At 70.5% G+C, this 13961-nt stretch carries 16 protein-coding genes; 5 read left to right on the top strand and 11 right to left on the bottom strand.

The window, feature by feature from the left end:
* Positions 1-12: 12 nt before the first annotated feature.
* Positions 13-831 carry an alpha/beta fold hydrolase gene (locus tag HD599_RS05600; protein WP_184234445.1) on the top strand — a complete coding sequence of 273 codons (819 nt, stop codon included), beginning with the start codon at positions 13-15 and terminating at the stop codon, positions 829-831.
* Positions 832-848: 17 nt separating this feature from the next.
* On the opposite strand, the gene HD599_RS05595 is transcribed toward HD599_RS05600, so the two are convergent.
* The 5 genes from HD599_RS05595 to HD599_RS05575 form a co-directional block, all read right to left on the bottom strand.
* Positions 849-1703 (bottom strand): fumarylacetoacetate hydrolase family protein, encoded by an 855-nt coding sequence (locus HD599_RS05595; RefSeq protein ID WP_184234442.1) that lies wholly within the window; start codon positions 1701-1703, stop codon positions 849-851.
* A 71-nt stretch (positions 1704-1774) separates the two neighbouring features.
* The gene (locus tag HD599_RS05590) at positions 1775-2404 is read right to left on the bottom strand and encodes an FMN reductase (protein ID WP_184234439.1); all 630 of its coding nucleotides are present in this window, start codon (positions 2402-2404) and stop codon (positions 1775-1777) included.
* The gene (locus HD599_RS05585) at positions 2401-3525 is read right to left on the bottom strand and encodes an LLM class flavin-dependent oxidoreductase (RefSeq protein ID WP_184240347.1); all 1125 of its coding nucleotides are present in this window, start codon (positions 3523-3525) and stop codon (positions 2401-2403) included. Before HD599_RS05585 ends, HD599_RS05590 begins: the two co-directional genes overlap by 4 nt.
* A 130-nt stretch (positions 3526-3655) precedes the next feature.
* On the bottom strand, positions 3656-4093 hold the full coding sequence (locus tag HD599_RS05580) for a hypothetical protein (RefSeq protein WP_184234436.1): 438 nt from the start codon (positions 4091-4093) through the stop codon (positions 3656-3658).
* A gap of 42 nt (positions 4094-4135) precedes the next feature.
* On the bottom strand, positions 4136-4726 hold the full coding sequence (locus HD599_RS05575) for a helix-turn-helix domain-containing protein (RefSeq protein WP_221420446.1): 591 nt from the start codon (positions 4724-4726) through the stop codon (positions 4136-4138).
* A gap of 66 nt (positions 4727-4792) precedes the next feature.
* Here HD599_RS05575 and HD599_RS05570 point away from each other — a divergent pair, with 66 nt between their 5' ends.
* Together HD599_RS05570 and HD599_RS05565 are read left to right on the top strand one after the other, a co-directional pair.
* Positions 4793-5737, top strand: coding sequence for an NAD(P)/FAD-dependent oxidoreductase (locus HD599_RS05570; protein ID WP_184234430.1), 945 nt, complete (start codon positions 4793-4795; stop codon positions 5735-5737).
* Positions 5734-6381 (top strand): methyltransferase domain-containing protein, encoded by a 648-nt coding sequence (locus HD599_RS05565; RefSeq protein WP_184234428.1) that lies wholly within the window; start codon positions 5734-5736, stop codon positions 6379-6381. The genes HD599_RS05570 and HD599_RS05565 overlap by 4 nt, the downstream gene beginning before the upstream one ends.
* On the opposite strand, the gene HD599_RS18295 is transcribed toward HD599_RS05565, so the two are convergent.
* The 4 genes from HD599_RS18295 to HD599_RS05545 form a co-directional block, all read right to left on the bottom strand.
* A complete protein-coding gene (locus tag HD599_RS18295) occupies positions 6344-7408 on the bottom strand; it encodes an FUSC family protein (RefSeq protein WP_184234425.1) in 1065 nt (354 codons plus the stop codon). The two genes, HD599_RS05565 and HD599_RS18295, sit on opposite strands and share 38 nt — an antisense overlap.
* Positions 7409-7424: 16 nt before the next feature.
* Positions 7425-8216: a fructosamine kinase family protein gene (locus HD599_RS05555; RefSeq protein WP_184234422.1), complete on the bottom strand. Its 792-nt coding sequence runs from the start codon at positions 8214-8216 to the stop codon at positions 7425-7427.
* An 81-nt stretch (positions 8217-8297) separates the two neighbouring features.
* Positions 8298-8567 (bottom strand): 30S ribosomal protein S15, encoded by a 270-nt coding sequence (gene rpsO / locus HD599_RS05550; RefSeq protein WP_184234419.1) that lies wholly within the window; start codon positions 8565-8567, stop codon positions 8298-8300.
* 150 nt (positions 8568-8717) lie between these two features.
* Positions 8718-9620, bottom strand: coding sequence for a nuclease-related domain-containing protein (locus tag HD599_RS05545; RefSeq protein WP_184234416.1), 903 nt, complete (start codon positions 9618-9620; stop codon positions 8718-8720).
* 222 nt (positions 9621-9842) lie between these two features.
* On the opposite strand from HD599_RS05545, the gene HD599_RS05540 reads away from it, so the two are divergent.
* Positions 9843-10301, top strand: a complete 459-nt coding sequence (locus HD599_RS05540; RefSeq protein ID WP_184234413.1) for a pyridoxamine 5'-phosphate oxidase family protein — start codon at positions 9843-9845, stop codon at positions 10299-10301.
* A 26-nt stretch (positions 10302-10327) separates the two neighbouring features.
* On the opposite strand, the gene HD599_RS05535 is transcribed toward HD599_RS05540, so the two are convergent.
* Positions 10328-11062, bottom strand: a complete 735-nt coding sequence (locus HD599_RS05535) for a dienelactone hydrolase family protein (RefSeq protein WP_184234409.1) — start codon at positions 11060-11062, stop codon at positions 10328-10330.
* Between the two features lie 79 nt (positions 11063-11141).
* The gene (locus HD599_RS05530; RefSeq protein WP_246376097.1) at positions 11142-12437 is read right to left on the bottom strand and encodes a S1C family serine protease; all 1296 of its coding nucleotides are present in this window, start codon (positions 12435-12437) and stop codon (positions 11142-11144) included.
* A gap of 270 nt (positions 12438-12707) precedes the next feature.
* On the opposite strand from HD599_RS05530, the gene HD599_RS05525 reads away from it, so the two are divergent.
* Positions 12708-13895 (top strand): MarP family serine protease, encoded by a 1188-nt coding sequence (locus HD599_RS05525; protein WP_184234405.1) that lies wholly within the window; start codon positions 12708-12710, stop codon positions 13893-13895.
* Positions 13896-13961: the final 66 nt, after the last annotated feature.

Raw genomic sequence — 13961 nt, 5'->3', positions numbered from 1 at the left:
ACGCTCGACAGCATGCCCTCGATCACCAGCAGCGACCAGGTACGCCTCGAATACTCCGAGTCCGGAGATCCGGCCGGACGCCCGGTCGTGCTCATCGCCGGGTTTATGGCCGCGGCCACGTCGTGGATGTTCCAGACGGCGCCACTCGCGAACGCCGGCTACCGGGTGATCGCGTTCGACGCCCGCGGGCAGGGCAAGTCGGAGAAGCCGGGCCACGGCTACCGCATGGCCCGCCGGGGCAAGGACCTCGGCGACCTGCTCGAGGCGCTCGACCTGCGCGACGCCGTACTGGTTGGCCAGTCGATGGGCGCGAGCAGTATCTGGTCCTACCTCGGGCTCTTCGACGCCTCGCGCGTCTCGGGGATCGTCAGCATCGACCAGACGCCGCGCATGCTCAACGACGACGACTGGAAACAGGGCTTCTACGGCTACACCCGGGAAACCCTCGGCAGCCGCTTCGAGCACGGGGTGCCCGACACCGGCGTCGGCACACCGATGATGAAGCGCGGCATGCGGCTCGTGCGGCTGGTGCGCGCCGTGAAGATCCGCCCGGGCAGCGCGAAGCCCGTACCGCTCGACCGCAACGAGATCGCGCTGCTGAACGACCACGCGCTGCAGGACTGGCGCGACGTGATCGCCCGGCTCACCGTGCCCGCGCTGTTCGTGGCGGGTGCCGAGAGCGAGTTCTGGCCCGCCGCCCACGCCGAGGCCTCGGCAGCGCTCAACCCCCTCGCCACGTCGGCGGTGGTCGCGAACGCGGGGCACGCCACCAACATCGAGCAGCACCACGAGTTCAACCGGGTGCTGTTGGGGTTCGTCGCGGGGTTGTAGCGCCCCGTCGCGGCCCCCTACCGCGGCGCCGGCACCAGCGTCTGCCGCATCACGCCGAGGCCCTCGACGCCCAGCTCGACCACGTCGCCCGCGGCCAGGTACGGGAACCGCCCCGACATCGCGACGCCCTCCGGCGTTCCGGTGTTGACCAGGTCGCCCGGGTCGAGCACGCCGTACTGCGACAGGTGCCAGACGAGGAAGGCGACCGAGAACACCATGTCGGCGGTGCTCGAGTCCTGACGGGCCTCGCCGTTCACCGTCGACCACAGCCGCAGGTTCTGCGGGTCGACCTCGTCGGCCGGCACCAGGTACGGGCCCACCGGGTTGAACGTCTCGGCGATCTTTCCCTTCGACCACTGGCCGCCCGACTCGTCCTTCTGCCAGGTGCGCTCCGACACGTCGTGGCTCACGACGTACCCGGCGACGTGGTCGAGGGCGTCGTCGACCGACTCCAGATAGCGGGCGCGACGGCCGATGACCACGCCGAGCTCGACCTCCCAGTCGACCTTCGCGGCACGCGGCGGCACGTGGATATCGTCGAACGGGCCGACGACGGTGTTCGGGTGTTTGAAGAACAGGATGGGAACGGTGGGCGCGCCGTTGCCGGACTCGGCGGCATGGGCGGCGTAGTTCTGTCCGATGCAGAGCACGGCGCCGGGGCGGGCGATCGGCGCGCCGACCCGCAGGCCCGCGGCTCCGTCGAGGACGGGCAGGCCGGATGCCGCGTCCCGCGCCGCGCGCAGACCGTCGTCCCGCAGGAAGGCGCCATCGATATCCGTCGTGAGCGGGCGCAGATCGTGTACGACCCCGTCCGCGGTCTCGACCGCGGGGATCTCGCTGCCGACAGGTCCGAGCCTCAGAAACTTCGTCATGCTTCCGATACTAGGGACAACGCACACGACGCCCGCCTCCCTGGGGAGGCGGGCGTCGTCGTCGCCCGGTTCTACTGAGCGCCGTACCCGCCCACCGGGCTGAACCCGGCGGGCAGGGCGAACGGGTCGACCACGCGGCTGGAGCGGTCGGAGTCCTTCGCGAGCGTGGCGAGCTCGCGGGCGGCGCGCTCGATGCGGTCGGGCAGGGCGCCCGCCGCGGTGTCGCCGCCGGTTCCCCAGTCGCTCGACGCCGCGTAGACGCTCGTCGGGACGACGACCGCGTGCAGGTAGGTGAAGAGCGGGCGCATCGCGTAGTCGAGGGCGAGCGAGTGACGCTCGCTGCCGCCGGTCGCACCGATGAGCACGGGCATGTCGGTGAGCGACTGCGGGTCGAGCACGTCGATGAACGACTTGAACAGCCCGCTGTAGCTCGTGGTGAAGACCGGGGTCACGGCGATGAGCGCGTCGGCGTTCGTCACGGTGTCGATGACGGCCTCGAGCTTGGGGCTCGGGAATCCGGTCATGAGGTTGTTCACGACGTCCTGCGCGGTGTCGCGCAGTTCGACGATGGACACCTCGGCGTCGACACCCAGTGCGTCGAGTTGCCTCGTGACGGCATCCGCCAGCCTGTCGGCGAGCAGCCGCGTCGACGAGGGCTGGCTCAGGCCCGCGGTGATGACCGCGATCGTGCGGGTGGTCATGCCGAGACCTCCGCATCGACCGGCTCGGCGACCGACGACGCGAGGGCCGCGTCGCGCTTGGCGACGAGCGCCGCGTGCGTCGGGCCGTCGGGCACGTTCGCCGGGCGGTCCTTCGCGAATTCCTTGCGGAGCACGGGGATGACCTCTTCGCCCAGGATGTCGAGCTGCTCGAGCACGGTCTTGAGCGGCAGGCCGGCGTGGTCCATGAGGAACAGCTGGCGCTGGTAGTCGCCGTAGTAGTCGCGCATCGACGCGTACCGGTCGATGACCTGCTGGGGGCTGCCGACCGTGAGCGGTGTCTGGGCGGTGAAGTCCTCCATCGAGGGGCCGTGGCCGTAGACGGGGGCGTTGTCGAAGTACGGGCGGAACTGCTTCACGGCGTCCTGCGAGTTCTTCGCCATAAACGCCTGGCCGCCGAGTCCGACGATCGCCTCGCTGGCCGCGCCGTGGCCGTAGTGCTCGAAGCGCTGGCGGTAGTAGCTGATGAGCTTCATGTAGTGCTCCTTCGGCCAGAAGATGTTGTTGGCGAAGAACCCGTCGCCGTAGTACGCGGCCTGCTCGGCGATCTCGGGAGAGCGGATGCTGCCGTGCCAGACGAAGGGCGCGACGCCGTCGAGCGGGCGCGGAGTCGACTGGAAGCCCTGGAGGGGCGTGCGGAACTTGCCCTCCCAGTTGACGAAGTCCTCACGCCAGAGACGCTGCAACAGCGCGTAGTTCTCGATGGCCAACGGGATGCCGTCGCGGATGTCCTTGCCGAACCACGGGTAGACCGGCCCGGTGTTGCCGCGGCCCATCATGAGGTCGACGCGGCCGTCGGCCACGTGCTGCAGCATCGCGTAGTCCTCGGCGATCTTCACCGGGTCGTTCGTCGTGATGAGCGTCGTGGCGGTGGACAGGATGAGGTGCTCGGTCTTGGCCGCGATGTAGCCGAGCATCGTCGTCGGGCTCGAGGGCACGAACGGCGGGTTGTGGTGCTCGCCGAGGGCGAAGACCTCCATGCCCACTTCTTCGACCTTCTGCGCGATCGTCAGGATGTTCTTGATGCGCTGATGCTCGGTGGGCGTGGTGTCGTTGGTGGGGTCCGTCGTCACGTCTCCGACGGTGAAGATTCCGAACTGCATTCCAGTGCTGTCGACTGTGCTCATGATTCCTGTGCCCTCCCGGGTTGATCTGCTGCCTGCAAGTCTATGCGTTTGCATGTAATGGTCACAACGAACGATGCCGCGAAAGTATTCCCGGGTCCTTCCCCCGTCATTCGCGCAGTCCTACCGGCATCTCCGGGCACTCGGCGCGGAGCCTCTCGTCGTCCGCCCGGTCCCGCGGCAGCTCGACGACGTAGTACGGATTCCAGACGCCCATCTCGATGTCGAGGAACTCGTCCCTGCTCGGAACGTCGACGACCGCGTGCCCGCGTATCTCCAAGCACGGGATGAGAAACCCTGCGTAGTACGTGTAGACATACTCCCGCTGGGCGTCGCTGAGTACGAACCGCGGGTCGGCAGCCCAGGGGAATCGAATCTGGCAGACATAGCTCGCCACCTGCTCCTCGACGGACGGCCCCGTGCCCTCCGACCAGGCCGAATAGCCGCCCTGCTCCGCCTTGTAGTTGGTGTACCCGGAGTCCGCCATGCACTGCACGTAGGTGGCCGCCCACGTGTCCTCGGCGATCGCCTCTTCACGCGCTACCACGGGAGGATGCCGCGGCCGCGGCTCCGCGCCATCCCCGGGGCTTCACTCCCCCATTGTGCCGGTCGGCGCCGTCGTTTTGGCCCGCAGGTGGATGCGCTTGCCCTGTTTGCTGAAGATGGCGAGCACTTCGGCGGGGCCGGGGCCGGCCGACCGCAGCCAGTGCGGGGTGCGGGTGTCGAACTCGGCGGCCTCCCCCGCACCCATCACGATGTCGTGGTCGCCGAGCACGAGCCGCAGTCGCCCGCTCAGCACGTAGAGCCACTCGTAGCCGTCGTGCACCCGGGGGTCGGGAACGACGCCGGGTTCCGGTGTGGGGAAGGTCACGCGTGCGGCCTGGCTCGGCGACGATTCCGGCGACAGCTGTTCGAATACCACCTGGTCGATGCGCTTGGTGACGCGTGGCACGCGGGGGTCGGGCACGACGGGCGGTACGAGATCGTCGAGTTCGAGCCGCAGCGCCCGCGCGAGCGGGACGACCAGCTCGAGGTTGGGCGCGCGCTTGCCAGCCTCGAGGCGGGAGATCGTGCTCGACGAGATCGCGGTGAGCGCGGAGAGCTCGTCGAGCGTGAGGCCGCGTTTCTGCCGCCAGCTCTTCAGCCGCGGTCCGATCTGGTCGAGCGTATGGTCCGCCATCGCTGCCCCTTGCTGATTCGGCATGGATATTTGCCGCAACGGTAGCACGTGCCGCAGGGTGGTCCCATGACAGAGACAACCCCCTGGGACGTGGTGATCGTCGGCGGCGGTGCCGCCGGCCTCAGCGCCGCCCTCATCCTTTCCCGCGCCCGACGCCGAGTCCTCGTGCTGGACGGCGGCGAGCCGCGCAACCGGTTCGCCCCGCACATGCACGGCGTGTTGAGCCGCGACGGCTACTCCCCGCTCGACCTCGTGGCCGACGGGCGCCGCGAGGTGCGTGCCGCCGACGGCGTGGTCGAGACCGCGCGGGTGGCCGAGATCGCCCGCACGGCCGACGGCTTCGCGCTGGTGACCGACGACGGCGCGCTCATCGCCGCACGCCGGGTGGTCGTCGCCACCGGCATCCGTGACGAATTGCCCGACCTCCCGGGACTCGCCGAGCAGTGGGGCCGCGGCGTCGTCGCGTGCCCGTACTGCGACGGCTACGAGTCGCGCGGAGGGCGCATCGGCGTGCTGCTCGGATCGCCGCTGGCCGCGTTCAAGGTGCAGCTCGTACGTGCCTACTCCCCCGATGTCACCGTGCTCACGGCATTCGCCGGAGAGCTGCCGGCCGACGTCCTCGAGGGATTCGCCGCCCGCGGCATCCGCGTCGACGACCGGCCGGTCGCCCGCGTCGTCTCCGACGGAGACGCGCTCGCCGGGGTCGAATTCGCCGACGGCAGCGTGACGGCGTTCGACACGCTCTTCGCCGACCCGCGCATGGTGCCGCTCGACGGCCTGCTGCGCCAGCTCGGCGCCGAGCAGTCGGAGACGCCGTTCGGGGCGTGGACCGTGGTGGACGCGACGTTCCAGACGAGCGTGCCCGGGCTGTACGCGGTCGGCAACATCGCGAACCCGGCGGCACTCGTGCCGATCGCGTCCGCGGCCGGAGTGACGGCGGCGACCACCATCAACGCGTCGCTGGTGGCCGAGGATGTCGCAGCCGCCGTGGCCGCGACGGTGTCCGCGTGACCGCCGGCCTGCCCGCCGGCGCTGCCGCGGAGTACTGGGAGAACCGCTACCGGGAGAACGGTCGCACCTGGAGCGGACGCGTCAATGCCGCGGTCGCCCGGGAGATCACCGGGATCGCCCCGGGCACGGCGCTCGAGCTGGGCTGCGGCGAGGGCGGCGACGCACTCTGGCTCGCGGCCCACGGCTGGTCGGTGACGGCGGTGGACATCGCCCCGTCCGCACTCGCCGTCGGAGCCGCGGCACAACGCCCGGGCGACGACATCACCTGGGTCGCCGCCGACCTCGCCGACTGGCAGCCGCCGGCCAGCTACGACCTCGTGACCTCGAGCTTCCTGCACTCCACCGTCGAGCTGCCCCGCGAGGCGATCCTCCGTCGGGCGGCGGCGGCGGTCTCCCCGGGCGGCCAGCTGCTCGTCGTCGGCCACGCGGGCGCGCCGCACTGGGCGACGGAGCACGCCCACGACGCGCAGGACCTGCCGACGCCGGACGAGATGCTCGCGTCGCTGGAACTCGCCCCGGGCGAGTGGGACGTCGTGACCGCGTCGCTCGCCGAGCGGCCCGTCACGGCTCCGGACGGCAGCGCGTCGTCGATCGTCGACAGCGTGCTCAGGCTGCGGCGCCGGGAGCGTCCCGTGCCGGCCTGATCCGTCGCAGGGCGACCGCGCCGATCAGCACGACGAGCGCGATGGCGGTGCCGACGAGGGTGTCGAGCACGCGGTCGGCGATGATCTCGTCGACGTGGCCGCCCTGCGTGCTGATCAGCAGCGCCAGCGGAGTGATGAAGATCAGCGCAAGGCCGTAGTTGCGGACGATCACCGTCTCGGTCACGAACTGCAGCGCCATCAGCACGAACGCGAGCCACAGACCTTCGGGGGCGAACAGCGCGATCAGCGCGAAGAGCCCGAGCCCGACGAAGGTGCCGAGCACGCGGTGCACGGCCCGCAGCGCCGAGAGCCGCACCGTGTGCCCGTTCTGCAGGATGACCACGACCGTGAGCACGACCCAGTACGCGCGTGGCAGGCCGAGCGGCACGGCGACCGCGACGGCGAGGGCGCTCGCCAGAACCAGACGGGTCAGGATGACGCGGCTGATGCCGTCGAACACGAAACGCATCGGCACCCGGGTCTCGTGCACCGCGGCGTCGCGTCGGCGCACCGACGGCAGCAGCAGCGGGCTGAGCACCACGGCGTAGGAGACGACGCAGCCGAGCACCAGCAGCCCGATGATCAGCGCGCCGTCGATTCCGGCACCGCCCACGTTCGTGGGACCGGCGAGGTGGGTGGCGACACCGCCGACGAGCACGAAGAACAGGGCGCCGGGCGGGCCGACGGCCAATCCGAGGCAGAGTGTGGCGCTCACCGCGGCGATGACGAAGACGGCCAGGAGCGAGCCGAGCAGACTCCCGCTGGCGAGCACACCGAGTGCGGCGGAGGCGACGAGTCCGGCGGCGACGAACGGGAGTTTCGCGGCGCGCTCCTGCCGGCTGCGGCCGGTGAGGTACAGCGCGAGGAATCCGCCGGTGCTGGCGAGCAGCCCGAGGTCGGACCGGCCGGCCAAAGAGAACCCGACGGTCGGGATGCCGACGGCGACCGCGGCCTGCAGGGCGATGGGCCAGCGCACGGGGCTCGGCCGCAATTCGAACAGGCTGCGGATGTCGGTGCGGATACTCACTCGACTCAGGGTATCGCTACAGTTCGAGCGTCCGCTCCGCGGCATCCGCGAGGGCGAGGCCGTACGAGCGGCCGTGCCCGGCGGCGTGCACGGCGAGCGGGTGCAGCTGGTGCACCGGCACCCGGTCGCGCCACCCGTCCCGGAGCGGCATCCCGACGTCTCGGGCCGCCGTCTCGTACCCGGCTTCGATCCGGTCGAGGTACGGGCAGCCGAAGAGCGCGAGCATCGCGAGGTCGGTCTCGCGGTGTCCGCCGTGTGCGGCGGGGTCGATCAGTACGACGCCGTCGGCCGACCAGAGCACGTTGCCGGTCCAGAGATCCCCGTGCAGACGGGCGGGCGGCTCGGTGTCGTCGAAGTCGCCCTCGGCGATGCGGGCGCAGGCCCGGCGGATGTCGCGTTCCTCCCCGGCCCGCACCGTGCCCGCCCGCACGGCGATCTCGAGGAACGGCAGCACGCGGTCGCGGGCGTAGAACTGCCCCCACCCGGTCTGCCTCGCCGACACCAGCGGCCGCCGGCCGATGTACAGCTGCCCGCCGAACGGCCGGCCGTCGGCGCCGTCGGGAGGAGACCCGAAGGCGGCGGCCCCCGCGGCGTGGGTGCGAGCGAGGGCGGCACCGAACGTCTGGGCCGCTGCCGGCGTCGGCGCGACCTCGTCGACGCGCTCGAGATCGATTCCGTCCGGGAGGACGCGCTCGACCCCGACGATTCGGGCACCGCCGGGCGCGGAGGCCAGCCAGGCCAGGCCCGCCGCCTCCGCCTCGAAGAAGCCGGCCGGGGCATCCGTATCGCGCTTGCTGAAACTGGGCATGGTCTATTAAAGACGAAAGCCGCCATCCCGGAGGATGACGGCTTCCGCACCAAGAACTGTTTCGCTCCTGATCGGAACTAACTAGCGGCGCAGTCCGAGACGTGCGATCAGCGAGCGGTAACGCTCGATGTTCACGTCGGAGAGGTAGCCGAGCAAGCGACGACGCTGGCCGACCAGCAGAAGCAGGCCACGACGCGAGTGGTGGTCGTGCTTGTGCTCTTTCAAGTGCTCGGTGAGGTCCAAAATACGTGCGGTCAGCATTGCGACCTGCACTTCGGGGCTTCCCGTGTCACCTGGGTGAGTGGCGTACTCGTCGATGATTGCTTTCTTGGCATCTGGTGCTAAAGGCATAGATGACCCCTTTCCCTCGTTGCGCGGTGCCGGTCACAGGATGTGCCAGCTCTCTTTATCCGCGGCCGTTTGACGGCAACCTTGGGAGTTTAGCAGGTTTGGGGCTCACGGCGGGGACTCCGGGGCTGCGCACCGGACGGACGTCGGTCGTCAGCTCGCCATCATGGCGGCGAGGATGGCGGGAACGAAGGGCAGCAACGCGAGTGCGGCGCCGACGACGACGGCGAGGAACAGCGACGCTCCGACGAGCGACCAGCCCTGCCGGCGCGCATGGGCGACGTCGACGTCGGCGCGGAGCGCGGCGAACCGCTGCGCGTTGGCCGCGGCGAGCGCCTGTTCGGTCGTCGGCGTGCGCGGCTGGCCCGTGCACCAGGTCGAACGCTGCTCGGCGGCGGCGGCGATCTGTCGGATCGCCTCCGCGGTCTGCATCCGCGGCCGGCGTTTGAGCCAGCGGAACAGGTCGGTCGACGCCATCACGACGACGGCGGGCGTGGTGCTCGCGATCGACTGCGGCCGGACGACGACCAGTACGGGCGTGACGGCGACGGGGAATCCGGCGCCGGCGCTGAGCAGGTCCGAGGCGCGCTCGGCCTCGAAGAGCGAGTTGCGGATGTGGGACTGCTTCTGTCCGTCGACCATGAACCCGTTGCCGCTGGCCCAGATCTTCTTACCGCCGTGATTCTTGGTGTTGATCGTGAACGTGCCGCCCGGTCCGATCACGATGTGGTCGATGTCCGCGCCGCTGGAGCCCACCGGCACCGCGTGGAGGACGACCCAGGCGGGGTCGAGGCGGGCCAGGACGCGGGCGACCTCGAGCTCGCCGAGGGTGCCGCGGTACCAGCTGACCGCGTCGGGATGCAGCGGGTCACGGCCGAAGAACCGGGCGACCGCACCGCGCGGAGCCGCCTCGGCCTGCCGGCGCAGGCACTCGTCCATGACCGAGTATGCGGGGATGCGGGTGCGCAGGGTGAGTTCGCTGTGCACGGGCACCGTCGGCTCCGGCACGACCGCCGGCATCGCTTGCTGCCGCATCACGCCCGCGACCTCAGTCATTGCTTCTCATAGCTGCCGACCATAGGGCTGCCGGTCGGGCGACGGCAGACCCCGAACGGGGTGACGACACTGTGACAAACTGCGTATCCGGTTCGGGGTAGCGCGACCCCCAAAAGAGCTACACTTCATCCTGAAAGTTCCTCCCTTTGCCCGGGCGCACGCGGGCTCCGATCGGGGCGCGACGGGCTTTCGCCAGCGCTGGGTCAATGCACGGGAGTTCGAATGAGCACCTCACCGATAACGCCGATCACCGACGCGCAGTCGTGGCAGCTGCTCCGGCACGCGCGCGTCGGCCGGCTGGCCACGTCGTCGTCGGGGGCCACGCGCACCTTCACCGTCAACTTCGTCGTGGACGTCGACTCCCTGGTCTTCCGCACCGCCCCGGACTGGCCGCTGCTCCGTCTCGCGCACGACAGCCCCGTCACCGTGGAGATCGACGAGGCTCTGCTCCACGACAGTGTGTCGACCGACTCGCTTCCGGGCGCCTTGGTCCCCGGCGACAACTGGAGCGTCGTCGTCACCGGCAGGGCCGCGATCATCACCAACCCGTTCGAGATAGCTCTGGCCGAGCGGCTCCCCCTCGACGAATGGACCGCTCCCGTCGCGCCCGTCTTCGTGCGGATCACGCCGTCGGCCGTGACCGGCGAACACGGCGCTGCGACGGCACGCCCGCCTCGCTAGCGCGGCGACGGTCCTCCGCAGCGACCTCAGTCGCGCGACAGCGTCGTGCGCAGAAAAGCCAGCGCCCGGGCGAAGGCGTCGGCCGCGGCATCCGGCCTGTAGGTCATGCCGTTGGTGTCGTTGAAGAAGGCGTGCCCTGCTCCCTCGTAGGTCTGCGCCGTGAAGGTCACGCCGGCATCGGCCATGGTCGCGGTCAGCGCGGGCAGCGACGTCATCAGCCGCTCGTCCTCGTCGCCGTAGAAGGCGAGCACGGGGCAGCCGATGGTGTCGACGGCGGTCGGCGGATATCCGTAGAACGGCACCGCGGCGCGCACCCGGGGGTCGGCCGCGGCGAGGGCGAAGCTGTACCCGCCGCCGAAGCAGAAACCGGTGACGGCGATGCGTCCGTCGACACCCGGCTGGGCGTCGAGGTAGTCGACGGCGGACCGTAGGGCGCCGACGGCCCACGCCGCGTATTCGGGGGCGTTCGACGGCGCGAGCTTCTCCCGCAGGATCGGCTGGGCCTCGGTGCGGGTCTTCTCGTCGGAGTTGAACAGCAGCCGCTGCAGTTCGTCGCCGACCTCGGCGCTCACCCCCGTCGGCCCGAGGATGTCGGGTGCGAGCACGAGGTACCCCTCCGCGGCGAATCGGTCGGCGACGTCGGTGATGTGCGCGACGAGCCCCCAGATCTCGTGGATGAGCACGAGACCGCCCCGGACCTCCCCGACGGGTTCGGCGCGGTAGGCGGTCAGGTTGTCGGCGAGTTCGATCATGGATCCCATACGCCCATCCTCGCGCACGAGACGCCGGCGCCGCTGAGGCGGCGCCGGCGTCGGGCCGGTCGGCGGGTGGTGCGGTGGATCAGGCGGCGGGACCGGCCATGAGCGTCACGGTCACGGTCTGCGACGTGCCGTCGGCGGACGTATAGGTGACGGTGGCGGAGTCGCCCACCTCGTGCAGGGCGACGGCGGCGCTGAGCTCGTCCACGGTGGTGACGGCGACACCGTCGAAGGCCGTGATGACGTCGCCGGCGACGAGTCCGGCGGATGCCGCGGGCGTGCCCTCGATCGCGCCGCCCAGGATCACGCCGGCGGCCGTCTGCTCGGTCGCGAGCTGCACGCCGAGGAAGGCCGGCGCGCCGATCGAGACGTTGCCCGACTCGTCGCCGGACAGGATCCGCGTCGCGATCGACAGGGCAGTGTCGATCGGGATGGCGTAGCCGACGATATCCGCGGTGCCCGACGATGCCGCCGTGACGATCCCGGTCACCTCGCCTTCGGCGTCGACGAGCGGGCCGCCCGAGTCGCCCGAGACAACGTCGGCGTCGATCTGGATGAGACCGGTCAGGCTTTCCGAGGTGCCCGTGGACTCGCTGCCCACGGTGATGTCCTGGTCGAGCGCGGTCACGGTGCCCGCGGCCGCCACGAGGTCGCCGGTGCCTTCCGCGTTGCCGACCGAGGTCACCGCGTCGGCCACGGCGAGCGCGTCCTCGTCGATGGTCGCTGTGGTGAGCCCGCTCGCGTCGACGAGCTGCAGCACGGCCACGTCGTCGACCGCGTCGGTCCCCACGACCGTCGCCTGGTAGGTCTCGCCGGTCGACTCGACCGTGACCTCGATGCTGGTCGATCCCTCGATGACGTGGTTGTTCGTGAGGATCTGCCCGTCCGAGGTCAGGACGATGCCGGTTCCCGCGGACTGGGAGGTCTCGCTGTAGTACAGGTCGGAGACGATGGTGACGACGCCGAGCTTCTGGTCCACCGTCGCTGCCGTGGCCGTGGACTCGGTCGCCGTCGACGAGCTGGGGCTTCCGGTGCCGGATCCCGTGCCGCTGTCTGTCCCCGTGCCGCCGGAGTACGACTGCCCGCCCCCGTAGGTGTTGCTGTCGCCGCCGAAGGGCGACGTCGGCTGGTACGCCCCCGGCAGGACGGTGTCGGTGGTCCCGCTCGCCGCGATCGCGTCGGCATTGTTCGCCGCGGTGATGCTCGCGCCGAGCGCGATTCCGCCCCCGCCCATGCAGAGGGCGAGCGCGGTGGCTCCGCCGATGACGAAGAACATCGTGCGGCGCTTCTTCCGCGCCGCCTGGACGCCGGCCACGGGCTCGGTGGAGGTGACGACGTAGACGGGGGTGAGGGGGCCGTCGTTCGGGGTGGTGTCCATGGTGTCTCCTGCGATCGTGATGGGATGCGGTGCCGCTGCCGGCGGACCGCAACGTGGGTCAATGACACCGTCGGTTCCTATGCGAACCCGATGCGGGGGCCGAGACCGCACCGGGCGGCGCCCGTGAATTGCCAGTGCCCGAACACCCGACGCACCGGCGGATTGTCGGCCACGCACCGTAATGTGGCCTCCGGGTGCGCGGCCGACAGCGCATAACCGCAGCGCAGAACGGCAGCGCAGAACGGCAGCGCCGAGATACCGAGGAGACGAGTGACCGAGTCCTGGCTCCTCGACCTGCTCCTCGTGATCCTGATCGCGGCGTACGTCGTCGCCGGCTACCGCCGCGGCATCCTGCACAGCGTCGCGTCGATCGCGGGCATCCTCGCCGGCGCGGTCGCCGCCTACTTCGCCGTCCCGCTCGTCGGCTCTCTCGTGCCCGAGCCGATGTGGCGCATCGTCGCCACCGTCTTCGTCGCCATCACCCTGGTGCTGCTCGGCCACTCGGTCGGGACGCGCATCGGCAGCGCGGCGCGCTCCACGCTGAAGAAATCGCCCCTGCGGGTCGTGGACCGGATCCTCGGCGCGGCGGTCAACCTCGCGGCATCCGCCCTCATCGCCTCTCTCCTCGCGCTCAGCGCGACCGCTCTCGGCATCCCTGTCGTGTCCCAGGCGATCGGTTCGTCCACCGTGCTGCGCACGATCGACGACGTCACCCCCGACCCGGTCGAGGCGCTGCTCGCCCAGCTGCGCTCGGCGGTCGTCGACGGAGGACTGCCGCTCATTACCGAAGCGCTCGGGGGCATCACCACCTCGCCCGAACTCCCCCTCGTCGAGACGGGCACCCCCGCGCTGACCGCCGCGGCCGCGTCCGTGGTCCGCATCACCGGCAACGCCTACGAGTGCGGGCAGAACCAGACGGGCAGCGGCTTCGTCGTCGCGACCGACCGCGTCGTCACGAACGCGCACGTCGTGGCCGGCGTCACCGAGCCGATCGTCGAGCTACCCGGCGGCGGTGCTCTCGCCGGACAGGTGGTCTACTTCGACCCGGTCAAGGACCTCGCGGTGATCGCGGTCGCCGGTATGGAGACCGCGCCGCTGCCTCTCTCCGGGCTGCTCGCCCCCGAGACGACCGGCGTGGTCGACGGCTACCCGTACGGCGGACCGTTCACTACCGAGCCCGCCCGCGTCCTCTCGATCACCACGAGCGGCGTGGACGACATCTATGGCGGGGCGAACGGCAGCCGCGAGATCTACACGCTCGCCGCCGACGTGCGCGAGGGCAACTCCGGCGGCCCCCTCCTCACCGAGAGCGGATCGGTGGCCGGCGTCGTCTTCGCGAAGAGCGCCGAGCTCGAGAATGTGGGCTACGCGCTCACGATGACGGAACTCGAACCCGTCGCCGCGCAGGCTCCGACGCTGACGGATACCGTCGCGTCCGGCACCTGCATCAGCGGCTGACACCTGACAGAAAAGTTTTTCGCATCTTTTTCGCCTCTCGACCAGCACTTTCCGAATTGCATTCGC

Origin of the sequence: Conyzicola lurida (genome assembly GCF_014204935.1) — a bacterium.
Taxonomy (GTDB): Bacteria; Actinomycetota; Actinomycetes; order Actinomycetales; family Microbacteriaceae; genus Conyzicola; species Conyzicola lurida.
The sequence above is the reverse complement of the archived record's forward strand: the minus strand, read 5'-3'. Positions and strand labels throughout refer to the sequence as shown.